This window comes from Acidisoma sp. PAMC 29798 (assembly GCF_030252425.1).
In the GTDB taxonomy this organism is placed as follows: Bacteria; Pseudomonadota; Alphaproteobacteria; order Acetobacterales; family Acetobacteraceae; genus Acidisoma; species Acidisoma cladoniae.
This window is the reverse complement of sequence record NZ_CP126994.1, coordinates 3,198,100-3,223,792: the sequence shown is the minus strand read 5'-3', so window position 1 is coordinate 3,223,792 and position 25,693 is coordinate 3,198,100. Positions and strand designations below refer to the sequence as shown.

At 65.4% G+C, this 25,693-nt stretch carries 23 protein-coding genes and 1 other RNA gene; 9 read left to right on the top strand and 15 right to left on the bottom strand.

Annotated features, from left to right (window positions below; all coding sequences use genetic code 11):
- Positions 1–3 precede the first annotated feature (3 nt).
- Both secF and QP803_RS15550 read left to right on the top strand, forming a co-directional pair.
- Complete coding sequence (secF, locus tag QP803_RS15555) at positions 4–978, top strand: protein translocase subunit SecF (RefSeq protein WP_284944387.1); 975 nt, start codon at positions 4–6, stop codon at positions 976–978.
- 102 nt (positions 979–1,080) lie between these two features.
- Positions 1,081–2,514: a tetratricopeptide repeat protein gene (locus tag QP803_RS15550; RefSeq protein ID WP_284944386.1), complete on the top strand. Its 1,434-nt coding sequence runs from the start codon at positions 1,081–1,083 to the stop codon at positions 2,512–2,514.
- On the opposite strand, the gene QP803_RS15545 is transcribed toward QP803_RS15550, so the two are convergent.
- The 11 genes from QP803_RS15545 to lptF form a co-directional block, all read right to left on the bottom strand.
- Positions 2,498–3,241 carry an SDR family oxidoreductase gene (locus QP803_RS15545; protein WP_284944385.1) on the bottom strand — a complete coding sequence of 248 codons (744 nt, stop codon included), beginning with the start codon at positions 3,239–3,241 and terminating at the stop codon, positions 2,498–2,500. The genes QP803_RS15550 and QP803_RS15545 overlap by 17 nt on opposite strands.
- Positions 3,238–4,047: an exodeoxyribonuclease III gene (locus tag QP803_RS15540; protein ID WP_284944384.1), complete on the bottom strand. Its 810-nt coding sequence runs from the start codon at positions 4,045–4,047 to the stop codon at positions 3,238–3,240. Before QP803_RS15540 ends, QP803_RS15545 begins: the two co-directional genes overlap by 4 nt.
- Before the next feature lie 8 nt (positions 4,048–4,055).
- Positions 4,056–4,742: a fumarylacetoacetate hydrolase family protein gene (locus QP803_RS15535; protein WP_284944383.1), complete on the bottom strand. Its 687-nt coding sequence runs from the start codon at positions 4,740–4,742 to the stop codon at positions 4,056–4,058.
- Positions 4,742–5,926, bottom strand: coding sequence for a phosphoglycerate kinase (locus tag QP803_RS15530; RefSeq protein WP_284944382.1), 1,185 nt, complete (start codon positions 5,924–5,926; stop codon positions 4,742–4,744). The genes QP803_RS15535 and QP803_RS15530 overlap by 1 nt, the downstream gene beginning before the upstream one ends.
- Before the next feature lie 117 nt (positions 5,927–6,043).
- Positions 6,044–7,057, bottom strand: coding sequence for a type I glyceraldehyde-3-phosphate dehydrogenase (gene gap / locus QP803_RS15525; RefSeq protein ID WP_284944381.1), 1,014 nt, complete (start codon positions 7,055–7,057; stop codon positions 6,044–6,046).
- Between the two features lie 15 nt (positions 7,058–7,072).
- The gene (locus QP803_RS15520) at positions 7,073–9,001 is read right to left on the bottom strand and encodes a thiamine pyrophosphate-binding protein (RefSeq protein WP_284944380.1); all 1,929 of its coding nucleotides are present in this window, start codon (positions 8,999–9,001) and stop codon (positions 7,073–7,075) included.
- A gap of 114 nt (positions 9,002–9,115) precedes the next feature.
- Positions 9,116–9,952 (bottom strand): 16S rRNA (adenine(1518)-N(6)/adenine(1519)-N(6))-dimethyltransferase RsmA, encoded by an 837-nt coding sequence (gene rsmA, locus QP803_RS15515; protein WP_284947929.1) that lies wholly within the window; start codon positions 9,950–9,952, stop codon positions 9,116–9,118.
- A gap of 56 nt (positions 9,953–10,008) precedes the next feature.
- Positions 10,009–11,307, bottom strand: coding sequence for a peptidylprolyl isomerase (locus QP803_RS15510; RefSeq protein WP_284944379.1), 1,299 nt, complete (start codon positions 11,305–11,307; stop codon positions 10,009–10,011).
- Between the two features lie 64 nt (positions 11,308–11,371).
- Positions 11,372–13,585: an LPS-assembly protein LptD gene (locus tag QP803_RS15505; RefSeq protein ID WP_284944378.1), complete on the bottom strand. Its 2,214-nt coding sequence runs from the start codon at positions 13,583–13,585 to the stop codon at positions 11,372–11,374.
- Positions 13,586–13,596: 11 nt separating this feature from the next.
- Positions 13,597–14,709 carry an LPS export ABC transporter permease LptG gene (gene lptG / locus QP803_RS15500; protein WP_284944377.1) on the bottom strand — a complete coding sequence of 371 codons (1,113 nt, stop codon included), beginning with the start codon at positions 14,707–14,709 and terminating at the stop codon, positions 13,597–13,599.
- Between the two features lie 2 nt (positions 14,710–14,711).
- Positions 14,712–15,869, bottom strand: a complete 1,158-nt coding sequence (gene lptF / locus QP803_RS15495) for an LPS export ABC transporter permease LptF (RefSeq protein WP_284944376.1) — start codon at positions 15,867–15,869, stop codon at positions 14,712–14,714.
- A gap of 138 nt (positions 15,870–16,007) precedes the next feature.
- On the opposite strand from lptF, the gene QP803_RS15490 reads away from it, so the two are divergent.
- Positions 16,008–16,562 (top strand): hypothetical protein, encoded by a 555-nt coding sequence (locus QP803_RS15490; protein WP_284944375.1) that lies wholly within the window; start codon positions 16,008–16,010, stop codon positions 16,560–16,562.
- Between the two features lie 190 nt (positions 16,563–16,752).
- On the opposite strand, the gene nudC is transcribed toward QP803_RS15490, so the two are convergent.
- Positions 16,753–17,673: an NAD(+) diphosphatase gene (nudC, locus tag QP803_RS15485; RefSeq protein WP_284944374.1), complete on the bottom strand. Its 921-nt coding sequence runs from the start codon at positions 17,671–17,673 to the stop codon at positions 16,753–16,755.
- Between the two features lie 83 nt (positions 17,674–17,756).
- On the opposite strand from nudC, the gene ffs reads away from it, so the two are divergent.
- From ffs to QP803_RS15455, 6 genes are all read left to right on the top strand, one after another.
- Positions 17,757–17,855, top strand: an RNA gene (ffs, locus tag QP803_RS15480) — signal recognition particle sRNA small type.
- Positions 17,856–17,932: 77 nt separating this feature from the next.
- Entirely contained in the window at positions 17,933–19,840 is a 1,908-nt protein-coding gene (locus QP803_RS15475) for a DNA polymerase III subunit gamma/tau (protein WP_434082855.1), read from the top strand.
- Positions 19,837–20,160, top strand: a complete 324-nt coding sequence (locus QP803_RS15470) for a YbaB/EbfC family nucleoid-associated protein (protein ID WP_284944373.1) — start codon at positions 19,837–19,839, stop codon at positions 20,158–20,160. The genes QP803_RS15475 and QP803_RS15470 overlap by 4 nt, the downstream gene beginning before the upstream one ends.
- A 9-nt stretch (positions 20,161–20,169) precedes the next feature.
- The gene (gene recR, locus QP803_RS15465; RefSeq protein WP_284944372.1) at positions 20,170–20,763 is read left to right on the top strand and encodes a recombination mediator RecR; all 594 of its coding nucleotides are present in this window, start codon (positions 20,170–20,172) and stop codon (positions 20,761–20,763) included.
- Positions 20,764–20,854: 91 nt separating this feature from the next.
- Positions 20,855–21,358: a glycine zipper family protein gene (locus QP803_RS15460; RefSeq protein ID WP_284944371.1), complete on the top strand. Its 504-nt coding sequence runs from the start codon at positions 20,855–20,857 to the stop codon at positions 21,356–21,358.
- A gap of 112 nt (positions 21,359–21,470) precedes the next feature.
- Complete coding sequence (locus QP803_RS15455; RefSeq protein WP_284944370.1) at positions 21,471–21,935, top strand: CsbD family protein; 465 nt, start codon at positions 21,471–21,473, stop codon at positions 21,933–21,935.
- A gap of 69 nt (positions 21,936–22,004) precedes the next feature.
- On the opposite strand, the gene QP803_RS15450 is transcribed toward QP803_RS15455, so the two are convergent.
- From QP803_RS15450 to QP803_RS15440, 3 genes are read right to left on the bottom strand one after another with little or no spacing between them, the layout of a single operon-like run.
- Positions 22,005–22,826 (bottom strand): arginyltransferase, encoded by an 822-nt coding sequence (locus QP803_RS15450; RefSeq protein ID WP_284944369.1) that lies wholly within the window; start codon positions 22,824–22,826, stop codon positions 22,005–22,007.
- A 13-nt stretch (positions 22,827–22,839) separates the two neighbouring features.
- On the bottom strand, positions 22,840–23,307 hold the full coding sequence (locus tag QP803_RS15445) for an RDD family protein (protein WP_284944368.1): 468 nt from the start codon (positions 23,305–23,307) through the stop codon (positions 22,840–22,842).
- 8 nt (positions 23,308–23,315) lie between these two features.
- A complete protein-coding gene (locus QP803_RS15440) occupies positions 23,316–25,679 on the bottom strand; it encodes a penicillin acylase family protein (protein ID WP_284944367.1) in 2,364 nt (787 codons plus the stop codon).
- Positions 25,680–25,693: the final 14 nt, after the last annotated feature.

The window sequence follows — 25,693 nt, the reverse complement described above, 5'->3', positions numbered from 1 at the left end:
CCGATGCGCTTCTTCTACAAACCGCTGTTCCGCATGGTGCCAGATGGCACCACCATCCGCTTCATGAACGGCCGCTTCGCCGGACTGATCGTTTCGGCGGTGCTATCCCTTGCCTCCCTTGGGCTGTTCTTCTATCCGGGCCTGCGCCTGGGGATCGACTTCAAGGGCGGCGTGGTCATGGAAGCACGCACGCCGCAACCGCCCGATTTCGCCAAGCTACGGGCAGCACTGACGGCTCATGCCCTGCCCGACGCCGGTCTCCAGAGTGTCGGCGGCCATAACCAGCTGATGATCCGCTTGGAAAGCCGCGCCAATGCCGCCGCGACCGATCAGGCGGTGGCGCGGGTGCATGCGGCGCTGGATCAGGTCGCCCCCGGTAATACCGTGCTGAGCACCAGCGCCGTCGGCGCCTCCGTCTCGGCCGAGCTGTTTCGGCAAGGGTTGCTCGCCCTGGGCCTCAGCCTGCTGATGATCCTGATCTACATTTGGTTCCGCTTCGAATGGCAGTTCGCGGTCGGTGCCGTGGTCACGCTGATCCTCGACGTGACCAAGACCATCGGCTTCCTGGTCATCACGCGCATTCAGTTCGACCTGGTCATGGTTGCGGCGATCCTGACCATTCTCGGCTACTCCACGAACGACAAGGTCGTGGTGTATGACCGGATGCGGGAAAACCTGCGCAAATATAAAACCATGCCGTTGCGGCAATTGATCGACCAGTCGATCAACGAAACACTGAACCGGACGCTGGGCACGTCGATGACGGTCTTCCTGGCGGCCTTGCCGCTGGCGATTTTCGGCGGCTCATCCATTTCCGGCTTCGCCATCGTCATGCTGTTCGGCATCGTCGTCGGCACGTCGTCCTCGATCTTCATCGCGGCGCCGATCTTGCTGCTGTTGGGCGAGCATCGCCTGCGGCGGGATACGCAGGCGCCCAAGCCCGAGAACGCCAAGAAAGTGCAGGCCCGCGTGCGGTAAGACGCAGTTTGGTGGATGCGCTGCGCTTTTCCACCCTACGACGTTGCGGTGTAGGGTGGAAAAGCGCAGCGCATCCACCATCAGGACTGGCCAGTCGAAACCATGCTCCCTCCTGACGACGTGCAGCCAGCCGTGTCCCCCGCGCCGCAGCCCGCCATGGTGCCGATGCCGGCTAGCCTCATGCTCGCAATCGCCACGCGGGCGGAGGAGGCTGGTCGGCTCGATGAGGCGGAGCCGCTGACCGCCCATCTGCTGCGTGCCTTGCCACAGGAACCCCGCGTCCTGCATCTGGCCGGGATCGTGGCGTTTCGGCGTGATCGCCGCGTGCAGGCGGTGGAACTCGTCGAGCAAGCCATCATCCGCGAGCCCAGCAACGCCCTCTACCTGCGCAATATCAGTGAAATGTATCGCGTCGTCGGCCGGTTGGACGATGCCCTGGCCGCCGCACGGCGGGCCGTCGCCCTGCAGCCCAGCGACCCCACCATCCTGCACAATCAGGCCGTCATCCATCAGGAACGGGGTGAGGTCGAGGCAGCGCTTACCTGTGCGCGGCGGGCGATTAGCCTGCGGCCGGACATGGCCGGCGCGCATTTCGCTGTCGCCGAGGCGCAGCTTGCGCGGGGCGATTATGCCGAAGGCTGGGAGGAGTATGAATGGCGCTTCCGGCTGCCCGGTGTCCCGCCGCTCATGCCGGCAGTTTTGCAGCAGGGCATTCAGCAATGGGGCGGCGGCACTCTGGGGCAGGGCACCCTGCTGCTGATCGGCGACCAGGGCTTCGGGGATGTCATCCAATTCTGCCGCTATATCCCCTGGGTGCTCTCCAAAGGACAGCCGACCGTCCTCGCGACCAGCACCGAAATGGCACCGCTCATGCGGCGGCTGTTCCCTGATCTGCCGATCGTCATGAACTGGAGCGAGTGCCCGGCCTTCGCCGCCTATTGCCCGCTCTCAGGGCTCCCTCGCCTGCATGGCACGCGACCGGATACCATCCCGCCGGTCTTGCGCATCGCGCCCGATACGGACCGTGCAGCCTTGTGGCGCACCCGGTTGGATTTGGCGGCGCGGGCAGGTGATCTGGGCATCGGCATCGTCTGGGCCGGTCGCCCGACCCACCGTAACGACCGCAACCGCTCGATCCGCCTGACGACTTTGGCGCCGCTCGCAGCGGTGCCCGGTGTGACGCTGGTCAGCTTGCAGAAGGGCGAGATGGCGGCCGAGGCCGCAGCCTTTGCCGGGTCGGGCCGGCTGATCGACGCGGCGCCGGAGATCGCCGATTACGAGGATACTGTGGCCGCGATTGCGGCGCTGGACCTGATCGTGACGGTGGATACCTCCGTCGCGCACCTGGCGGGCGCGATGGGTCGGCACGCGTGGGTGCTGTTGCCCTATGCCGCCGATTGGCGTTGGTTTCGCCAGCGGCCAGACTCGCCTTGGTACCCGTCCCTGCGTCTCTTCCGCCAGGTCGCGCCGGCGCGGTGGGATGAGCCGCTGGCCGAGATCGTGAACGCGTTAGGGTCGTTCAGCCCCGCCCGATGAAGGGCATGGCGGTCGCCATGACCGTGATGAACTGGACGTTGGCGTCCGGCGGCATCCCGGCCATGAACAAGACGCTGCGGCCGACATCGGCCACGTCCATGCGCGGCTCGGGCGCCATACGGCCATCGGCCTGGGGCACCCCGCCCGCCATGCGCATCGTCATCGGCGTGGCGGCATTGCCGATATCGATTTGCCCGCAGGCGATGCCGTAAGCGCGGCCATCCAGGGAGATCGACTTGGTGAGACCGGTGACGGCATGCTTGCTGGAGGTATAGGGCGCGGACCCCGGCCGTGGGGCATGCGCAGAAATGGAGCCGTTGTTGATGATCCGACCGCCCTGCGGCGTCTGATCGCGCATCATGCGGAAGGCGGCGCTGGCGCAGAGGAACATGCCGTCGAGATTGACGGCGAGCATGGATCGCCACTGCTCCCAGGTCAGATCGCCGAAATTCGTCGACGGCGCGGCGGCGCCCGCGTTGTTGAACAGAACGTCCAGCCGTCCGTGGCGGGACTGGATGGCGGCAAACAGCGCCGCGACACTCGCGGGATCGGTGACATCGGCGCCATGAACAACAGCCTCGCCCGATGTCGCTTCGGCGGCGGTTTCCTCCAGAGCCTCAATGCGTCGGCCGGTCAGATAGACCGTGTCGCCTGCGCCCAAAAGAGCGAGTGCGGCGGCGCGGCCGACACCGCTGCCCGCACCGGTCACCAAGGAAATGCGCGTCATAGGTTCAACTCCACACAAACGGGCACATGGTCGGACGCCTGGGTCCAGCCGCGCGCTTCCTTGAAGATGGTATGCCGCGCGAGCGCGCCCTTGAGATCATGCGTGACCCAGACGTGGTCAAGACGACGGCCCTTGTCCGCCGTCTCCCAGTCGCGGGCGCGATAGGACCACCACGTATAGAGCTTCTCTTCCGGCGGCACGAAATGGCGCAGCCCGTCGGTGAAGCAGGTGTTCTGCCACTGGGTATGGAGCGCGGTTTCGACTGGCGTATGGGACACGATCTTCAGAAGCTGCTTGTGGCTCCAGACATCATGTTCAAGCGGCGCGATATTGAGGTCGCCGACGAGGACGGCCCGTTTCAGGTTCGGTGTGAGCGCGAAGTGATCGCGCGCCGCCGCCACGAAGTCGAGCTTATGGGCGAATTTCGGATTGACGGCGGGGTCGGGGATATCGCCGCCGGCCGGGACATAGAAGTTGTGGATAACGAGCGGGCCGCCGGGCGCATCGACCTCCACCGCCAGATGGCGGCAATCCTGCTTGCCGCACCAGTCCTGCGTCGTCTCATGCCGCAGGATCGGGCGCTTGGAGAAGGTGGCGACGCCGTTATAGCCCTTCATGCCCCGGAACAGGACATGCTCGAACCCCAGCACGGCCGGAAGTTCGAGCGGGAAAAGCTCGTCCGGGCATTTGGTTTCCTGCAAGCAGATCACGTCGGGGTCCAGCGCGGTCACGACATCGCGCAGCAGGACCTGGCGAAGCCGGACCGAGTTGATGTTCCAGGTGACGATACGAAACGGGGTCGTCATGAAGCGGGCTAGTCGCCGATCCTCACCCGCAGCGGCGGCAGGCCGGAGATCATCGCTTCAAGCATATCCCCGCGCTTCGCTTCGGCCACGCCCTCAGGCGTGCCGGTGAAGATGAGGTCACCGGGCTCCAGCCGCACCAGGCGCGACAGGGAGGCGATGATCTCGGGAACGGTCCAGATCATGTCGGCGATATCGCCGTCCTGCCGGGTCTCGCCATTGACCGTGAGGATGATGTGCCCGTCGGTGAGCTTGCCCAGTTCCTTGGCCGGCACGATGTCGCCGATCGGGGCGGAATGGTCGAACCCCTTCGCCATGTCCCACGGCCGCGCGGCCTTCTTGGCCACGGCCTGGAGATCGCGCCGCGTCATGTCCAGGCCAGCGGCATAACCCCAGATGTGCGTGCGCGCCTCAGCCTCGGTGATGTCCTGGCCGCCGGTGCCGATGGCGACCACGAGTTCGACCTCGTGATGCAGCTCCTCGGTGGCGGACGGGTAAGGCATATCGGCGCCCCCCGTCAGAATGGTGTCGGCCGGTTTGGTGAAGAAAAAGGGCGGTTCCCGCGATGGGTCATGCCCCATTTCGCGCGCATGGGCCTCGTAATTGCGGCCGACGCAGAAGATGCGTCGCACGGGGAACAGACCGCCACCGCGCACAGGCACGGCCGCGACGGCGGCCGGAGGGATCACGTAATTCATCAGCCGAGTGCCTTCACGCCGGGGAGGGTTTTGCCTTCGAGCCATTCCAGGAACGCGCCGCCGGCCGAGGAGACATAGGTGAGGTCTTCGATGACGCCCGCCTGGCGAAGCGCCGAAACCGTATCACCGCCGCCGGCCACGCTGCGCAGTGATCCATCAATGGTGAGATCAGCCACAGCCTTCGCGACGAGCATGGTGGAGGCGTCGAAGGGCGGCGTCTCGAAGGCGCCGAGCGGCCCGTTCCAGACCAGCGTCTTCACATCCTTCAAGCGGTCGATGATGAGCTGCGCCGTCTTCGGCCCGACATCGAGGGACATGCCGTCATACTCGGCCTCGACCGGCAGATCCTGCGTCGCGGCATGGGCCTTGAACTCCTGCGCGATGGTACCGTCCACCGGCAGCACGATCTCGCAGGCGGTGCTCTTCGCGCGCTCCATGATTTCCCTGGCCGTGTCGTGCAGGTCCTTCTCCTGAAGGGAGCGGCCGACCGGCAGCCCCTTCGCGGCGAGGAAGGTATTGGCCATGGCGCCGACAATGACGAGCACATCGACGCGGCCGAGAAGATTGCCGAGAAGATCGAGCTTGGTAGAAACCTTGGAGCCGCCGACGATCGCCATCACCGGCCGCTCGGGCTTGGCGAGGGCGCTTTCCAGCGCTTCCAGTTCCGCCTGCATCAGCCGCCCCGCATAGGACGGCAGATGATGGGCGACGCCTTCGGTGCTGGCATGGGCGCGGTGGGCCGCCGAAAAGGCGTCGTTGACATAGAGATCACCCAGGGTGGCCAGAGCCTTCGCCATCGCGGGGTCGTTCGCCTCTTCACCGGGCTGGAAGCGCGTATTCTCCAGCAACAGCACGTCCCCGTCCTGTAGGGCGGCGACGGCCGCCTCGGCTGCGGGGCCGATGCAGTCATCGGCGAAAGCGACCGGCTGGCGCAGCACTTCCGAGATCGCTTCGGCCAGGGGCTTGAGGGAAAGTTCGGGCACGCGCTTGCCCTTCGGACGCTCGAAATGGGAGAGGACGATGACGCGGCCGCCCTTCTCCGCGATTTCCTTAATCGTCGGCACCACACGCTCGACGCGCGTGAGGTCGGTGATGTGGCCATCCCGCATCGGCACGTTGAGGTCGGCGCGCACCAGCACGCGCTTCCCCCGGACGTCGGCGTGGTCGAGCGTTTTAAAGGTCATGACGCGTTTCCCGAGTCTTTTTTTGAATCTGTCTGATGGCGGATAACGCTGCGCTCATCCGCCCTACGACATCGCATGTAGGGCGGATGAGCGCAGCGTTATCCGCCGATAGCGGGCTTACAGCGAGCCGAAGAGCGCGGCGGTGTCGCCCATGCGGTTCGAGAAGCCCCACTCATTGTCGTACCAGCCCATGACGCGGGCGAGCTCGCCATCGACCACGGAGGTCTGCGGGGCATCGAAGGTGCAGGACGCCGCGGTGTGGTTGAAGTCGGAGCTGACCAGCGGCTCGGTGTTGTAGTCGAGGATGCCCTTCAACGCGCCGAGGGAGGCTTCCTTCATCGCGGCGTTGATCTCGTCTTTGGTTGCATGGGTGCGCAGGTTCACGTCCAGCGACACCAACGACACGTTCGGCGTCGGCACGCGGATGGCGGTGCCGTCCAGCTTGCCCTTCAACTCCGGCAGAACCAGACCGACGGCGCGCGCGGCACCGGTCGAGGTCGGAATCGATGACAGAGCGGCAGCGCGGGCGCGATGCAGATCCTTGTGCAGCGTGTCCACCGTCTTCTGGTCGCCGGTATAGGAATGGATGGTGAGCATGTAGCCGCGCAGGATGTGGAACTTCTCGTGCAGCACCTTGGCCATCGGGGCCAGGCAGTTGGTGGTGCAGGAGGCGTTGGAGATGACGGTCATCTCCTTCGTCAGCGTCTTTTCATTGACGCCGTAGACGATGGTGGCATCGACGCTATCGGCCGGCGCCGAGACGATGACCTTCCGGGCACCGGCTTCGAGCAGCCGCGAGGCCGACTCCTTGCTGGTGAAAAGACCCGTGCATTCCAGCGCGACATCGACGCCCTGAAGCGGCACCTTGGACGGGTCGCGCTCGGCGGAGACGCGGATCGGGCCATAGGTGCGGCCGTTGAGCTTAATGGTGATGGTGTCACCGTCCACCGCGACCGTGCCGGGGAAGCGGCCATGCACGCTATCGTAGCGGAACATATGCGCATTCGCCTCGACGCTGCCGAGGTCGTTGATCAGCACCGGCTCCAGATCGGTCCGCCCGCTCTCGACCATTGCCCGCAGCACAAGCCGGCCGATACGCCCGAAGCCGTTGATCGCAACCTTAACAGCCATAGTCACTTCTCCTTGTTAGATCTTCTTCTTCACTGCGACCACCAGCGCCTCCGCCGTGATCCCGATCCCTTGGCCAGGCCGCCCGGTATCCAGTGAACCGTTGCTGCCCGCTCCGATAAACTGTCCCTGCGGCCCGAGCCAGCGACCCCAACCGAAATCAGACCCGGGCTCAACCGCAAAGCGTGGCGCCTCGCCCAGCACATCCGCTCGATAAGCTTCATTCTGGCTCGCGAACAGAGACCAGCATGGCAAAGAGACGACCGCGACGAGAATTCCTTCCTGCGCTAGCCGGGACCGCGCATCGAGCGCCACCGCCAGCTCCGCGCCACTCGCAATCAAAGTCGCAGCCCGCGCGTCATACAAGCCCGCCGCGACATAGCCGCCCCGCGCGCAGGCGTTTTCGGCGCTTTCCTGCCGCCAACCGGCGGTCGGGAGAGTGGAATGAAGCATGACGCTGGGCCCGTCATCCTTCTGAAGGGCGAGTTCCCAGCATTCGACCGTTTCGATGGCCCCGGCCGGGCGCAGGACCAGAAGATTGGGAATGGCGCGCAGCGAGGCGAGCGGCAGCGCCGCGGCGGCGCCCGCATCCTCCAGCGGTTCTTCCGCCACGATATGGATCAGCCGCCGCCCTTCCCGCGCCAGGGCGCGCAGCGTCTGCGGCAGGCTATCGGCGGCGGCGGCGGTCGATTGGGCCGAGACGATCAGGCCGCCTCGGCTGGCAATGCCGGCCAGAACGCCGGGCAAGGCGATGTCGCGCCCGCTGAAGCAGATATGCCGGCCGGCATAATCGCTGGCATCGACGGGCAGAACGCCGGGTAGCGGAAAGGCGGCGCGCTTCGCCGTGGGAACGGTGCTGGCGCCGACGAGTTCGGGCATCGACGCCACCATGGCCGCGGCGAAGTGTCGGCCGGCGGCGAGGGTGGATTGCGGCTCGGTTCCGTCGCTGAGGGCCATACGCTCGGCACGGGCCGTCTCCCGCCAGCCATCGGGCATGCGGCCGTTCAGAACGCGATCCAATTCCGCCGCTTGGGCGTGGCGCGCTAGGCGCTTCAACCAGCCGCGACGCGCGGTGGTGCTGCGGGCGCCGGCGGCCCGCCAAGCCTCCCGCACATCCTCGCTGATGGTGACGGACGGTTTGCCGGTCGGCGGATGGGCGCGGCGGCAGGCGATCAGCACAGGCTTGCGGGCGCGCAGCGCGATCGAGAAGGCGGAGGCGATGGCCGCCGGATCCTGCGTTCCCACGCGCTTGGTGGCCCAGCCCCATTCAGCGAAGCGTTCCAGCATATCCTCGCCTGCGACCACCGGGGACGGCGTGATGGTTTTGGCCGTGGGCGCTTTGGCGGTGGGTGGCGTGTCATCGACCAAGATGGCGAGTTTCGAGAGCTTGAGGTCACCGGCAAGGCTCGCGGCCTCATAACTCAAGCCGCCCATCAGGTCAGCCGGTGTCGCGAGCAGCCAGGTGCGATGATCGACGAGGCTTTTGCCGAAACGGGCCGCCATCATCCGCTCACCGAGCGCGGTGCCGACGGCATAGGCCAGCGCTTGGCCTGGCTGGGAGGCGACGGAATCGACGCCGGGAAGCCCATGCGGCAGACCACGGCCGAACTCTGCGGCCTCGATGCCACAGAGTTCAAGAACCGCGCGCACGAGCTGGGCGTCCCGCCGCTGCGCCACGATGACCCGGTCGCGATCAGGCCAGGACGGATCTGCGCCATCGAAACGCAGGACGCGCGTCCACAGCGTGGTGGCGACCTCGACCATGGCGAGGCTCGGTTCGATCTCGTCTTGAGGGTCGGTGCCTGCGATGGCGGCATGCGCGGACAGTATGGAGAGCACGGCATCCGCCAACCTGTGCTGACGCTCGGGCAGGCGGGCCTGGGCAAGCGGCGTTGCTTCGACTGCAAGCGCAGGTTTGCGGGCGAAGATGTCCGCGAGACGGTTCACCAAGCCTCCTGGGTCGCGGGCCTCGTCATGCGGAGGTTTTGGACTGCCGGCCCCCGATGAGCAACCCCCGCGCCCCTTGGTCGGTTGGCGGAAAAGCGGAGCGCATTCCGCCAACTACGTCTGAGTGGCCGGCTCGCCTTCTGCTTCCACCAAACGCGCGAGCCGATCGAATTCCGCGATCGTCAAGGTTTCGGCACGCCGCGTCGGATCGAGATCCGCGCGGCGCAGCAGGGCCTCGCCCCCCAAGGGCTTCAGCGCGGCGCGCAGCATCTTGCGGCGCTGGCCGAAGGCGAATTGCGTCACCTTCTCCATCGTTGAAAACAGCGCGGCGGAGGGTTGTTCTGCTTTGGGGATAAGGCGCAGCACCGCCGAATTCACCTTCGGCGGCGGCGTGAACGCCTCCGGCGGCACCCGGATTGCGAGGCTCGCCGAACAGGTCCACTGCACCAGAACCGACAGCCGGCCATAGGCGCTGGTGTCCGGCTCCGCCACGATGCGGAGCGCCACCTCTTCCTGGAACATCAGCGTCAGTCGCTCGAAATGCGCGATCTGGCGCAGCCAGCCGATGAGCAGGGGCGTGCCCACATTATAGGGCAGGTTGGCGACGACCTGCCGTGGCTCCGGGATCAGGGAGACGACGTCGATCTTGAGTGCGTCGGCCGCGATGACGCGCAGGCGGCCCGGCGGATAGAAGGAGGCGAGTTCCTCGGCCGCCGCGACACCCCTGGGGTCGATTTCGATCGCTGTGATCGTGGCAGCCTCGGTATCGAGCAGAGCACGGGTCAGGCCGCCCGGCCCCGGCCCGACTTCGACGACATTGCGGCCGGCGAGATCGCCCGCCACGGTCGCGATCTTCGCCGTCAGATTGAGATCCAGCAGGAAGTGTTGTCCGAGAGAGTGCTTCGCGCGAAAATTATGGCGCGCGATCACAGTCTTCAAATGCGGCGGAATAAGCCGCCCGTCGCTCACCGGCGACGGGGAGGCCTCTTCTTGCTCGTACGTGTCGATCAATGCGCCAGCATGTTCTGGATCGACGCCTGGCGGCGCAAACCATCCAGCGTCTGTTGTGCGGCAAGGCTGACGCGCCGGCTGAAGATCTGCTCGGCGATCTCATCTCGGCTCGGTCCTGTGTCGGCCTGGGTGGTCGTGCCGCAGACCATCACGAGGCTGACGCCGTCTGTCGCGAGCAGAGGCGGGCTGGGCTCGCCGACTTTCAGCTTGGACAGCAGCGCCTGGAACTGCGGCGGGCTGACCTGGGCCAGGTTCACCGGGCCGGGGTCGGCCGGCTTGACGGCGCCATTCGCCCGATTGGCGGCTTCCACATCCGCGCAGCTATGGACCGAGGCTGCGATGGCGTGGAACTTCGCCAGCGTCTGACGCTGCTGGTCTGTGGGGTGCTGCTGGTCCAGTGCCGACGAGAAGGGCAGGAAGACCTGGCGCAGGCTCAGCATCTGGGTCGGCGCGCCTCCTTGTTGGCCTTGTTGCCGGCCACGCAACTGCACGATCACGATCCCGCCCGCGACGGGAACGGGGTTGCTGATGGCGCCGATGGGCATCTGCGCCGCCAGTTGGGCGACCGCCGGATCGAGTTCGTCTGCACCGACCGAGCCGAGCGCGCCACCCTGGAGGGCGGTTGGACCCTGGCTGAACTGTGCCGCGATGATGGGGAAGGGTGCGCCCTGGCGAAGCTGGGCGATGACCGTATCGGCGAAGCGTTGCGCGTCCGCTTCAGCTTTTGGATTGCTCACCGGAATGAAGATTTCGCCGACGTCGTATTGGGGCTGGGACGATTCTTCCTTCATCATGCGCAGCCGGGTGTCGATATCGGCGGCCGAGGGGCGGCCGAGATTATTGACGATTTGGCGCAGAACCTGGGTCCAGCCCAATTGTGTGCGCACTTGGTTGACCAAGGTGCCGAAGCCGATGCCAAGCTGAGTGAGTTTCGCATGCAGCGTGCCCGGACCCATGCTGTTGTTGTGCTCTATCTGATCAATGGCATGGGCGACCTCCTTGTCGGTGATCACGATCGACCGACGCTCGACTTCCTGGATTTCCAGCCGCTCATTGATGAGCTGCTGGAGAATCTGCGGCGTGAGGTGCTGCAGCACGTCGGGTGAGACTTGCTGTCCGGTCGCGAGGGCGAAGAACCGCGCGCGATTCTCCACGTCTCCCATGGTGATGACCTCGCCATTGACGACGGCCGCGATGCTCGCGGTCTGCGCCCGGGCGGGCGCGGCGGTAGAGGCGAAGCCCAAAAGCAGGGGCACCGCCAGCAGGCGGATCGATCTCAGGCGAAGTGACGACATGGCGGAGTACTGACCTCCCGAGGTCTTGTTCTTGCGAAGGCGCATCGAAGTCATGTGCATGAGATTACAGTGCATTGAAGCCGATGCCGCCAATTGTCTTGAAGGTTACGCGAAATAAAACGGTGGTCGAGCCATTGTCACCCGCAACCGAAGTATCGCGGCGGTTGAAGCTGAGGTCGAGCGCCAGGCAGTCATTCTGCCACATGCCGTCCACGCTCGTTGAATCCATTTGGCCGGTCTGTATGTTCCTCTGCAGGAACGTGTTCAACGTCCAGGCCTTGTAGGTGGTCGACAGGCCGAGCGTGATTTCGTTGCGCGGAATGTAATAGGAGGCGGGCGGGGTCGAGCCATCGTAATAATAGTACGGGTTCGTCGCTGAATAGAGGTAGCCCGCAGAGACGCGCAGGATCGGTGCGCCAGCCGTCGCGAAGGCATCAATGAAGCGGTCTTGCAGGTTCACGTGGCTGAACCGCGTCCGATAGGTCAGGTCCAGCCAACTCGTCGGCGTGTAGGAGATGCGGGCGACGATGTCGGAGACATTGTCCTCAAGACCCGATCCGTCCGGAAACGTGGTGTCCTTGTGGGTGCGGTAGGATTGGCCCACCAGGCTGTCGATCGTGCTGCCGTTATTGAGCAGCCACTCCGTATGCAGGCCGAGATTGGCGCGCATGCCGCTCTCCAGCCGGTCGATGCCGGGGTATTTGTTGAAGCCGAACAGGTTGGCATCGGTGAACTGGAAGTCGTCGCTGTCCTCGTTCGGGATGCCGGTCTTGTTGACGTTATTGCCCATGTTTGGAGCGCCGATGACCTGGACGATCGGCTCGATAAGCTGGGAGCCGAGCCTGCCCGCATCGTTCATCAGCGGCCAGCGGTAGTTCAGCGCCACCTGTGGCAGGGCACGGGCCGTGTTGGAGCTGTCGCGGGTCGCGAAATTCGGAAAATCGTTCAGATTGCTCGCCGAATAGCCGGCGGCGTCGATATGCAGGTCGGTGCTCCACAGGCCGCCGAGCGAATCCTGGAACGGCGTCTTGTAGTCGGTGCTGAAGGCCGCGCGGCGAGTATTGGTGCCGGTGGTGCGCAGGATGTTGAAGGCATTGGCGCCGAGAGACAGATTGCCGCCCCAGGCATCGGGCTGGCCGCTGTAGGAATACTGGCCATAGGGCAGCACGACCGGCAGCTGGCTGTCCGAGACGCTAGCCACCAAGCCTTGATAGAAGCTGGTGTCGAGGCGGGCGTAAGAGCCCTGGCCGAAGCCTTCGATATAAAGCGTGCTTTCCAGTTCATTGACGTTGGGCAGGATCGAATAGTCGTTGAGGTAGCTGACCGAGGAGGCGCGCTGGAAGTTGAACCCGGCCCGCCAGGTGTTGTTCAGATCGAAGAGGCCGTTCGCAAAAATCGCCCCCTGCATCCGGCCTTGATCGAGACCCGCCGACGGGTTGAGGTTGACCGTTCCGAAGTTGAAGTCCCGCCGGTATTTGACGTCGAGGGCGGCATAATCCTTCGTCGATAGGATCGGCGTGATGATGGCGTCGGACTGATTGTCGATCACCCAGTAATAGGGGATTTCCGCGAACCCGCCCAAATGGCTGTTCACACCGATGCTGGGCGTGAGAAGGCCGCTCTGGCGTTTGGCGGAGGGGTCTGGGTGGGAGAAATACGGCAGCCATAGGATCGGGACGCCATAGATCTCCATGACCGCGTCCTTGTACTCGATCATGTGGTGCTGAAGATCCTGCGTCGCGGTGCGGGCATGGATCTGCCACAGCGGCGCGTTTTCCGGGTGCTTCAGGCAGACGTCGCAGGCGGTGTATACCGCGCGGGTCAGCTCGTTCAGCTTGCCTTCCGTCCGCCGCGCGCCATTGGCCGCCAGCTTGGCGTTCAGCGGCAGGGTGACGTTCATCTGGCTCATGATGCCGTTGCTCATGTCACGGCTGAGTTCGGCATAATTCGAGTAGACGATCTGCCCGTCCGGGGAGATGAGCACGACATGGCCGATGGCGTCGGCAATATTGGTGTTGCGGTCATAGAGCAGGCGGTCGGCGAACAGGACGTGACCGGCCTGCCAGGCCTGCACATGCCCGATCAGGGTGACGATATTCGACTTCTGATCATAATCGATGCGGTCAGCCTGGAAGGTGACCGGCTGCTTCGAACTAATCTGCGACCCCGGTGCCGCGAATTGCGCCCAGGCATCCGGCGTCATGGTCGAGACGCTGGTCGCGACGAGGACGAGGCCGCCGACCGTCGCCCTCCACATCTTTCTCATCGTCTTGGACATCTGGCGGACCCTCAACCGTCTTCGAGATGGAGCAGCAGCGACAGCGCCAGCATCAGGCCGGCCGCTGCTGGCGCCCAGGCAGCCAATATCACGGGAAGCGCGCCGGATTGGCCAAACTGTTCGGCGACCTTTGAAATCATGAACAGGGCGAAACCGGCGGCGACGCCACCGCCGATCATCCGGGCGATGCCGCCCCGCCTGCTGCTCTGCATGGAAAACCCCGCTGCGACCAGGGACATCGTGGCACATAGCAAGGGCAGTGCCAGTAGGGCCTGGAAGCGCAGGCGATGGCCGACGGTCGAAAACCCGGCTCGCGCCAGAACGTGGATGAATCCGGGCAGTTGCCAGAAGGACAGGGCGTCAGGCGCGGCGAAGCTCTGCTGGATGCGGCTGATATTGAGGTCGGTCGGCAACATCATCGGGCCTAGGGTGGTCGCCGGCTTCCCCGGCACCAAGGCACGTGCATTGGCGAGCGACCAGTTGCCCGGCACCAGTGTCGCGCCCTGCGCCTCGATCCGATCCAGCATCTTGTCGGTTGGACCCAGGCGGAAGATGCTCATCTCGCCCGTGGTCAGCACGCCGTTATGCATCATGACGCCGCGGGCATGGATGATGGCGATCCCCCGATCATCGACGGAGCCGTCTGCCTGGCGCAGCCAAAGCTGGCCGCCATTCAGGGCGAGCGGGCCGCCCCCGGCATCGATGTAAATCTGTTCCAGGGCTTCCGCGCGCGCGAAGAGCATGGCCGAGACGGGGCTAACGGCACCGATTGCGAAGAGGCCGAGCGCGAAGGCGCACAGCACGGGTCCGCCCAGGAACTGCCAGGCAGAGAGGCCCGCCGCGCGGGCAACGACGAGTTCGGACGAGCGGCTGAGGCGCCAGAAGGCCCAGATGCCACCCAACAGGATGGCGAAGGGCAGGATTTCGAGAATGGCCCAGGGCATGCGCAGCAGGGCCATTTTGATGATGAGCGTGAAGCTCGCATCGGGCCGGGATGCGGCCCGCCGCAGCAGTTCCAGAAAGTCGAACAGCGACACCAGGCCGGTGAGCCCGGCGAGCATGGCGACGACCGAGATCATGAACTGGCGGCTGATATACAGCGTCAGGATGCGCGAGAGAAACATGCTCAGCCTCCTCCCGTCGCGGCAAGCGGCGGCGACACCGGCACGCGCATCCGCTGCCGTCGCAGCAGCAGCCAGGCGGCGAGCACGCCTGGAGCGATGGCATGCAACCAGATCAACGGAAGCCAGAGGCTGTTGCGTGAGGCGACGTTGTTCACCGCCAGGCCCAGCGCCACCAAACTCACGGTGATGGCGACGCCGATCAAAGGCCGCGCCAGACCGCCATGACGCCTAAAGGCGCCGGTCAGGACCGAGGCGAGCGCCACCAAGGCGTAGGAGATGACCGTGAGCGGCTCCGCCAGGCGGCGATAGGCCTCGGCCCGCCATTTGGGAATGTCCTGGGCGCGAACCTCGTCATGCGGGGGATGCAGCAGATCGTGGATCGAGACTTCGGAGTCGTCACGAAACCGGGAATCCGCGTCGCTGGAGGTTTCCGCGAGGTTGATCACGTTCTCGCTGAAGGTCAGCAGGTTCAGGCGGCCGGTCTTGGCATCCAGTTCCTGGCGTGTGCCGTTGAACAGGATCACGCGGGGACCCAGCGGCCCGGGCACGATTCGGCCGGCCTCGGCAATGATGGTCGCTTGGTCCTCGGGGCTCCGCTCGTCATCCACCATGATGCCGTGCAGCGTGCCGTCCTGATCGCGCTTTCGCACATAGACCGTGAGATTCGCGGCGATGGGTGTGAAGACGCCCTCCTGCAACAGGAAGGCCGCAATGCGGTTGCGGATTTCGAATTGGTATTCGCGGAAGGCCGCAAAGCTGGACGGCACCACCCAGATGTTCAGCCAGAAGCAGAGAAGGCAGACGCCCATGGACAGGATCAGGGTCGGCTTGGCGAGCGCGAGGGGAGACTGCCCGGCGGCGCGCATGACCGTCAATTCCCGGTCGCCGGCGAGGCGCTGATAGACGAACTGGACCACGACGAACGTCGTAATGGGCAGAATGACGGCCACGAAACTCGGGATGAGCAGAACCGTCAGCCGCAGGAAGACGAAGGGTGACAACCCGCGATTGACGATCAGCTCCACGAAGCGGAGCGATTGGGTCAGCCAGATCAATGCCACCAGCCCGAGCGTGACTGAAATCAGCGACACCAGGACTTGACGCAGGATGTAGCGGTCAAGCCGCGTGAGCGGATGCCGGAAGAGCGAGGCAGAGGCCATTATTGGTGGTCGTATCCAGATGTCAGCACGTCGAACTCCTGCGGCGCGGCGGTTCTACTGGACCGGACGGCATTCACAAAGTGGCGGCGCCAGACATGCCATCTGCCGCCGCACGACGGTTGCCGCTATAGGCACGGGATGGAAACCGCCACGCCATCGCCCGGCCAATCCTCTGGCGGACGATCGCTCCGCCGACTGCGGCTGCAAGACGCGCTTCTGCTGCCCTTCGCGCTTCTGCTCGTGCTGGGCGGCATGGCGCTTCGCGGGGGGGCGCGCGTCCTGCGTCGCGCCAGGATCGTTCGCGCGACGGAGGTGGTGCTCGCCCGCTTGCCGCCATGGGCGATCCTGCCGCTGTTCCTGATACCAGAGGCGATGAGCCATATCGGCGGGTTCTACGCGGCCTATCTGCTGGCTCATAGGCACTTCCTTGCCGCGACCGTCGTGGTGGTGCTGATCAAAGGCGTCGGCCTGCTCATCGCCTTGTGGATCTATCAAGCCTGCCGCCCCGCCCTGATGACGATCGCCTGGTTCGCATGGTCACATGGCAAGGTTGAGGCAGCCCGTGCCTGGGCCGTGGCGGCTGGGCGTGGCGTGGTTCCGGGCGCCGGCAAGCCGCCGGGTGCCGCGCATGCAGGCCGGCGCTTTTCGGCGATCCGCCTCCGTATCAGGCGGGTGCTTCTGCGGCTCCGTTAACGGCGAGGATCTTGCCAGTCGTCAACGCGCCCCCAAATTCTCCTGATAACAACGCGTTCAGGAGGATTTTGTCATGCGTGGCGGATTATTGTGGCTCCTCGGCATCCCGATTCCCATCATCATCCTGCTGTATCTGTTCCACGTGATCTAGCGGCGGCGTTCGGCGGAATCCGCTTCGCTTTTCCGCAAACTAATCCGAAGGCTGGGCGAGCCAATCCTCGATCAGCCGGCGCGCAATACTGTCAGGCCCCGGCAGGCGAAAATGATGCGCCTCCGGGTCCCGGCACATCGCCCGGGTAAACCAGCGCGCGTCGGCTAGTTCGGCATCGTGGAAGGTGATCTCGTCGGACAATCCCTCGGCATAGAAACCGAGCATCAGCGAAGACGGGAACGGCCAGGGCTGGCTGGAGTGATACAAAACTTCACCAACGCGTACGCCGGTTTCCTCGAAGACTTCCCGCACCACCGCTTCTTCCAGGTTTTCACCCGGCTCCACGAAGCCGGCGAGGGTCGAATACATGCCTTCGGGGAAGCGGGAGGCGTGGCCCAGTAGAATCGCGTCGTTCCGCACCACCAGCATGATCACGGCCGGGTCGCTGCGGGGAAAATGGTCGGTGCCGCAGCCGGTGCAATGCATGACATGGCCAGCGCTTTGCGGCACGCAGGCGCTGCCGCAGACGCCGCAGAAGCGCGTGCGATTCTGCCAATGCACCAGCCCGCGCGCATAGGCGAGGATCGGCGCCTCCCCCATCGGCAGCAGCCCGGCCATGCCGCGAATGTCGGCGAACTCACCCGCATCGGGCGGCAGCTGGGGAAGCGGCTCATCGATGTGGCCGAGATCCAGCCCGAAGATCGGCCGGGCTTCCCATAGGCCCAGAAAAATCCAGTGCTTGGGGTCATGGTCCAGCAGGGCCGCATGCCGCGCGGGGAGCAGACTTGCCGCTTGGTCCCGGAACAGGTTGTGGCTGCGCCAGACCGGCGCGACGACGGCCTCGGGATGCGCACGCATCTCCGCCAGCCAGTCAGCGTCGGCGCGGCGCTCGGCCATGCGGTCGAGCGGGCTGCCGGTGTAGGTGTTCGTGCGCGACGCGCGGATGGGGATGAGAGGCACCCCCGTCCTTCGCATGACAGGCCGCGCGGGACAACCCGCGACTCGTCTTGCAGTGCGATCCTCGCGCGCGTAGATAGCCCTCAGGGGGGTCGGCGGCGGACGGGCGCCTCGCCAACCCGGTCAGGTCCGGAAGGAAGCAGCCGCAACGAGTTTCCGCTCGGGTCGTTGTCCGGCCCCCCGCTTTATCAGACCCGCTTCATCCTCTCAGTATTCAGGCAAGCTCTTGCCTGCCCGACCCTCCCATCGTGTAGAAGGGCTCGTGGCCGACATTGATTCCTTAGACGACTTGCCGCCGCCCTCGGGTCCTGGATTATTCGGGGACGAACCGCCAGCGGCGCGCGCGCCCTATCGCGTGCTTGCCCGCGCTTATCGGCCGACCCGCTTCGATGAGCTGATCGGGCAGGAGGCGATGGTCCGCATCCTGCGCCGCGCCTTCGCCACCGGCCGGGTCGCCCATGCCTTCATGCTCACGGGCGTGCGCGGCACCGGCAAGACCACCACAGCGCGCATCATTGCCCGCTGCCTCAATTGCACCGGCGCGGACGGCAAGGGCGGCCCCACGGCCGACCCCTGTGGCGTCTGCCCCAGCTGTGTGGCGATCATGGCCGACCGCCATCCCGATGTGATGGAGATGGACGCCGCCAGCCGCACGGGTGTCGATGATGTGCGCGAGATCATCGAGGCGACGCGCTTCCGGCCGATGGAAGCGCGGGTGAAGGTCTTCATCATCGATGAGGTCCATATGCTCTCCCGCAACGCCTTCAACGCCCTGTTGAAGACGCTGGAGGAACCGCCGCCGCATGTGAAATTGGTCTTCGCCACCACCGAATTGCGCAAGGTGCCCGTGACGGTCCTGTCGCGCTGCCAAAAGTTCGATCTGCGCCGGGTTTCGGCGGCCGAACTCGCCGCCCATTTCGGACGCATCGCGGCAGCCGAGCACGTTGCGGTCGCGCCCGAGGCCTTGGAGTTGATCGCCCGCGCGGCCGATGGCTCGGTGCGGGACGGGCTGTCCCTTCTCGACCAGGCGATCGCCATGGGGGGCACCGAGGAGGGTGCGATTTCTGGCGAAGCCGTGGCCGATATGCTCGGCCTCGCCGATCGTGGCCTGGTCTTCGACTTGATGGAGGCCCTGATGGCCGGCCGCCCCGCCGAGGCGCTGGCGATTCTGGACCAAGCCCATGAGCGCGGTGCCGATGCCGGCCTCGTGCTTCAGGATCTTCTGGCGCTGGTCCATGTGCTGAGCCGGCTGAAGGCCGCGCCGGCCTTGCGGGACAGCCCGGATTTACCCCAGGCGGAGCGGGTGCGCGGCTGGGCGCTGGCGGAGACTTTGACGATTCCTGTGCTGGGCCGCGCCTGGCAGATGCTGCTCAAGGGCGTGCAGGAGGTCGAGGCCGCGCCCGACCGACGTGCGGCGGCGGAGATGGTGTTGATCCGCCTGTGCTACCTCGCCGATCAACCGACGCCGGGTGAGCTTGTGCGTCGCTTGACCGGTAGCGAGCCCCAAGCCGTTCAATCGTCTTTTCAGCCGGCGGTCGTTGCCGTGCCCCCCGCCAACCCGCCAGCGCCGCGTGCCATGGCCTCGGGTGGGGGTGCCGCCGTTGCCCGAGCCGCACCCCGCGAGGAGATCGCGGAACCCGTCGTGGAGCCAATGGCGGACGCGGTGCCTGAGCCGTCGCCCATGCCGACCAGCTTTCGCGAAGTCGTCACGCTCATTCGGGAATTGAAGGAGGTGACGCTCTATGGCCACCTCCTGCATTCGGTGCATCTGGTCCGCTTCGCCCCCCCGGTCATCGAGTTGCGGCCGCAACCGGAAGCGCCGCGTGACCTCGCGGCCCGGCTGACGTCGCTGCTTGCTGACGCGACCGGTTTCCGCTGGACCATCGTCATCTCGACGCAGCCAGGCGAGCCGACGATCGATGAGCAGCGCGTGGCGGCCGATCTTGGGCGGGAGACCGAAGCCTCTGACCATCCCTTGGTCAAAGCCATCATGGCGGCTTTTCCGGGGGCGAAGCTGGAGACGGTGCGGGACCCGACCGTCGATGAATTCCGCTTGTCGCCAAAAATCGCTGAACCCGATGACGGGCTGATCTTGCCTGACCACATGCCGGATTTCGCGCCACCCGACGCGGAGCCGATGGACGATATGGACCTAGAGGAAGACCTATGAAGAACCTGGCTGGACTGATGAAGCAGGCATCGCAGATGCAGCAGAAAATGGCGGACATGCAGTCCACCCTTGAAAGCGTCGAAGTCGAAGGACAGGCCGGCGCGGGCATGGTCACCATCGTGCTGAGCGGCAAGGGCGAGATGAAGCGCGTGAAGGTCGACCCCAAGCTCGCTGATCCGGCGGAGATGGAGATGCTCGAGGACTTGCTGATCGCGGCGCATGCCGACGCCAAGCGCAAGGTCGAGGCGATGGCCGCCGAAGAGATGCAGAAGGTGACCGGTGGGATGCAGCTTCCGGCGGGCATGAAGCTGCCGTTCTAGTTCGATCGGATGGGCGGCCCTGAAGTCGAGCGGCTGATTGCGCTTCTCGCGAAGCTGCCGGGTCTGGGTCCGCGCAGCGCGCGGCGGGCAGCGCTGAAACTTCTGCAACACCCCGAGGCCCGCATGCTGCCGCTCTCCGTGGCGCTGACGGATGCGGCGCGGGCCGTGCGGCCCTGTTCGCTCTGCGGCAATCTGGACAGCAGCGATCCCTGTGGCATCTGCCTGGACAGCCACCGTGACATCACGTTGATTTGCGTGGTCGAGGGCGTGGGCGATTTGTGGGCGATCGAGCGCGCCGGCGCCCATCGGGGATTGTATCACGTCCTCGGGGGTACGCTGTCACCGCTCGGCGGCGTCGGCCCCGAGGATCTCAGCGTCACGCCGCTGTTGCGGCGGGTGGGGGAAGGCGAGGTGCGGGAGGTGATCCTGGCGCTGGGCGCGACGGTCGATGGTGCCGCGACGGCGCATTGGCTGGCGGACCGGCTGGCGAGCTTCGGCATCATCGTAAGCCGCGTTGCCCAGGGCGTGCCCATCGGCGGCGCGCTGGAAGTGCTGGACGATGGCACGTTGACGACCGCCCTGCGGGCGCGCCGACCGGGCTGACGGCGACCGCACCTGAGTGTTACATCGCGATGCTTGATCTGTCTTTCTGAGGGTGAGCATTGTCCCGCTCTCCACTGACGAGAGATGATCGATGACTCGGCAAAAGACGCTCAAGACCCTGCTGCCCACCACGGCCGCGCTTCTGATTTTGGCGGGCTGCGCCGTGCCGCCGCCGAGCGGCCCCACGATCATGTCCCTGCCGGATGCGGGCAAACCCCTGCAGACTTTCCAATATGAGGATTATAGCTGCCGCCAATACGCCTCGGAATATATCGCCTCTCCGGCGGCGGCGGCTTCGCAGCAGAGCCAGAACAATGGCGCGGCGTCTGCGTTGATCGGCACCGGAATCGGGGCTGCGGCTGGCGCCCTGCTCGGCTCCGTCAGCGGCAATGCGGGTGCGGGTGCGGCAATCGGCGCAGGTGCGGGTTTGCTTGGCGGCTCGGCCGTCGGTGCCGGACAGTCCCAGCAGGCGGGCGAGAGCCTTCAGCAGATGTATAACACCGCCTATGCCCAATGCATGACGTCCAAAGGCAACGGCATCGCGCCCCCTGCCTATGCGGTGCCGGTCCCGGTCTACGGCTATTACGGATACTGAGCCGCCCCTAAATTGTCGGGCGGGAGTTCCAACTTGGCCCGCCCGCCCCATGTGATCTTCACCGTGCGAGCGTCGCCCAACGGCGGCGCCGCCCACAGAGGAGGACCATGCGATGAACGAAGATCAAGTTGACGGCACCGTGAAAGACGTCACCGGCAAGGTGAAGGACGCCGCTGGCGGCCTCACTGGGGACGCGAAGTTGCAGGCCGAAGGCAAGGCCGATCAGATGATGGGCAAGGCCCAGGACACATTCGGCGACGTCAAGGACAAGGCCGGCGATATGGCCGACGCGGCCTCCGACACAGTCTCCTCCGCCGCCGCGAAAGCCGCTGAGACTCTGCGCGAAACGGCGGAGACGGTGCGCGCCCGCGCTGGCGAATACGGCAGCAAGGTTCAGGAAGTCGGCGCCTCGGCCGGCGCGTATGTCGGCAAGACGGTGCAGGAGCAGCCGCTGCTGTCACTGATCGGCATCGCAGCGATCGGCTATCTGATTGGCTATCTGGCGCATTCGCCGTCCAGCCCCTTCGCGACCCCGCCGGAGCCGCGCTACCGCCAGGTCATGCGTCGCTGGAGCTAGCGCCTTCTTCGGTGGATGACGCTTCGCTTATCCACCCTACATCGCGTCGTAGGGCGGATGAGCGCAGCGTTATCCGCCGACGCTATCGGTATCTGCGGGCATGATATTCGACAAAGCTTCGCTGAAGGGTGAGAGCGCGGGTGCCGGACCGGTCTGTGATTGCCCGTCGGTCTCGGTCATCAAATGCCAGGCGCCGTTAGTTAGAATTTCGCAAGGCTGGAACCGCGTCTTGTACGCCATCTTCCGGCTCTCAGCGACCCAATAACCAAGATAGACATAGGGCAGTCCCATCGCGCGCGCCCGGTCGATGAGCGCCAGGATCGCAAACGTCCCAAGGGATCGTTTGTCCGCATCTGGTGTGAAGAAGCTGTAGACGGCGGAAAGCCCGTCCGCGAGCTTGTCGATCAGGCAGCACCCGACCAAGCGATTCGCCTCGTCGCGGAATTCCGCAACCAGGGTCTCGATCGGCGTGTCCTCGATCATGGCGCGATAATCGTAGAAACTCATCGTCGCCATATCGCCCTCGGTATGGCGCGCCTGCTGGTACCGCTGAAAAAGATGATACTGCTCGGCGGTGGCGATCGCCGTCGTTTCGCGCCGCAGGAGATCGGCATTGGCGCGGGCGATGCGCCGCAAGGTCCTATCTGGTTCGAATAGGGCAACGGGGATGCGGATCGGCACGCAGGCTTTGCAGTTCGGGCAAACCGGCGCGTAGGCGATGTTATGGCTGCGGCGAAATCCGGCGCGGGACAAACGATCGTGCAGGGCCTCGGCTTCCGGGCCGGTCAGCTCCGTGACGACCTTTCGCTCTGTACGGTCGGGCAAATAGGGGCAAGGCAGCGGCGCGGTCGTGTAAAAGAAATTCGGCCGGCGAATCGTCCTGTAGTTCATCGAGGCCTCTCGCTCACCATACCCGCCCGTCGAGAGCGCCCGCGCGGATCACGACAAGTCCCGAGATCATGTCATGGATCGCGCGCCGGCGGTGGGTAAAAAACGCGATGGCGAGCCAGATCACGCCGGCCGCCAGTGTCACATACAGAAGACCGGTAAAGGCGACGGCCTGCGCCAGCATCGGCCGGCCCAGATCGTCTGCGCGGCGCACAGACAACCCCATGGCCATCTGACCAGGCGTGGCGGCGAAGGGGCCGGCGATCCAGCACACGTCATAGATCGCGCCGATGACCAGGATCAGATGCGCGGGCCCGTGCAACAGGCCGAGTGTCATGATGTGGATCACCGCGAAGCCGATCGAAACGCCCATCGTCAACAGCGCGATCAGCAGCCAGTCGATCAGGAAGGCACCGACACGGCGGCTGGGAACGCCCCAGGTCAGGGTGTCATCATCCAGCCGCGTGGGGTTCATGCTGCTCATATCGAGCGTCAGTGTCGCATGATCCTGATCTGGCGGGATACCACATTCGGCTCCGGGCCGAGTTGCACGGAAAGCCCGGATCGCCAGCGCAGGAGAAAATCCTGCGCATGTGAATCGAGCAAGTTGCCAGACTGGCCCGGCGCGATCACGAACAGGCTCTGGTCGAGGTCGGACAGGTCGTAGACGCCGCGCAGCTCCGGCCCATGCAGGGCGGTGAAGCCGTTGGGGTCGGTGGCGGTCGGACCGGGCGCCGTGACATCGACGGTCGTCGCATCCCCTGGCACGGACAGCCAGATCCGCCCAAAACGCCCGACCACCGGAATGCGGCTGAGCAAGGGATGGGCGAAGAGCGCCCGATGCGCATTGCCCCAGCGCCAGTTGCCCATGCGACGCCCGTAACGGTGCTTCAGGTCGGCGACGGAGTCGTTCAGCGCGTCAAGCAGCATGGGGCGGCAGTCCCCGCCGCACCACAGCATTGCCTGGGCGGGGGCGCCGTCCGTTTCCAGCAGCAGGGACAGCAGAAATCGATCCTGCTCGACAGGCGCATCATCGGGCGTCAGCCCATTGCGATGAAGGACCTTGTCCACGAAGCGGTCCATCCAGGCGTTGAAGATCAGCGGCTGCGGCCGATCCATCGCCATTTGGCCGTCCCAATTCCGTAGAAGGGCGGCGGCGGGCGCACCGACATCGGTCGCCGGCACCTTGAGGATCGTGAGCACCGGCAGCAGCCGTCTTGCGAAGTCGCTGGTGGTATCGATCTGCATCGCGGCGAAGCTATCCAAAGTGTGGCGTTCCGACTGGGCGAGCAGTTCGCGAATGCGCTGCGCGCGCCAGTCGCCATAGGCGTCTCGGCTGATGAAGACGGGAAACCCGGGTGCGGCCGTCGGTTCATTGGCGTTCACCAAACGGCCGGAGGCGGGGTTGACGCTATGGGGAAGCGCCTTGCCGCTCGCGAAGCCGGTCCAGTCATGCGCGCCGTCGGCGCCGTCCTGTGGCCAAGCACCGTCGCCAGCGCGGCGGATGGGCACGCGCCCGGTGGTGTAGAAGGCGATATTCCCGGCGGTATCCGCCGTCATCAGGTTCTGCACCGGGCTGGTGATCTTCGCGGCGGCAATGCCGACGTCACTGACATAGCGGGCGGCGTCAAGCAGCCGCAGCCCATCGGCATCCGTGTCATGCGGCGCCAAATTCCCCATCTCCACCGTCAGCACGGTGTGGTCGGTGGGACCGGTGCGGATCACCGGGCCGTGGCGGGTGAGGCGCACGGTGAGTGTTTCATCGGGCTGCCCGCTGACATGAATGACCTCGATGCGCGTCTTGAACGGCGCCCACCCATCGGGTGTTTGGTAATTGAGGCCATCGGGCGACACATGCTCGATGAAGACGTCCTGGGTATCGGCGCCGGTTGTGGTGAAGGTCCAGGCAACGTGGTCGTTGCGGCCGATCACCAGGAAGGGCAGGCCCGGCACCGTGGCGCCAGCAAGTGTGCCTTCGGGAGTGTCGATCCGCGCCAGATACCAGAGGCCAGGGAAGTTGAGCGCAAGGTGAGGGTCGCCCGCCAGCATCGGCTGGCCGGTCGCGGTATGCGTGCCTGACAGAGCCCATTCGTTCGAGGCTTGGGCTGGCTGCGTGAAGGGCTGCGGAAAATGTCGCAGCCATGCCAGCGCCTGCCGCGCCGCTGCCGCAGCACCAGGGGTGGTTTGGGGCATCATCTCCGCCACGGCGGGCATCATTCCAGGCGCGCTCGGCCAGAGCGACTCGATCTTGGCACGCGGCATCTTAGCGGAGAGGGCGAGGCGCTGCAGCTCGGTCTGCCAATTGCCCGACAGCCACAGGCCCATCGTCTTGCCCCACAGCAGGCTGTCCACAATCGTCCACGGCCTCGGCTTGCCGAGGAACACGAATTCTGGCGCCGAAAGCCGGCCACGGCGTTCGATCCAGGCATTGACGCCGTCCGCATAGGCCTGGAGCAGGGCGCGTGTTGGGGGTGACAGATCGGCGACATCCGCTTCGGCACTGGCCCGGATGCCGAGGATTCGCATTTCACGGTCATTGGGTAAGGCGGCCGGCCCGAAGAGGGAGGCGAGATCCCCGGCCGCCGCGCGGCGCATCAGGTCCATCTGGAACAGCCGGTCCCGCGCATGGACATAGCCGAGGGCGAGCGCCGCATCCGTTGGTGACGAGGCGCGGATATAAGGCACGTCGTCAGTGTCGAAGCTGACGCCGATCGGGGCTGAAACTCCGGGAATGACCAGCGTGTCCTGCTGCGGCGGCAGGACTCGCCAGATGATCGACGCGATCACGATGATGATGGCGCACAGCGCGAGACCGATCCCGATCAGGACGCGCTTGACCAGGCGTGAAAGCGGCATCGGGCGCAGTCGCG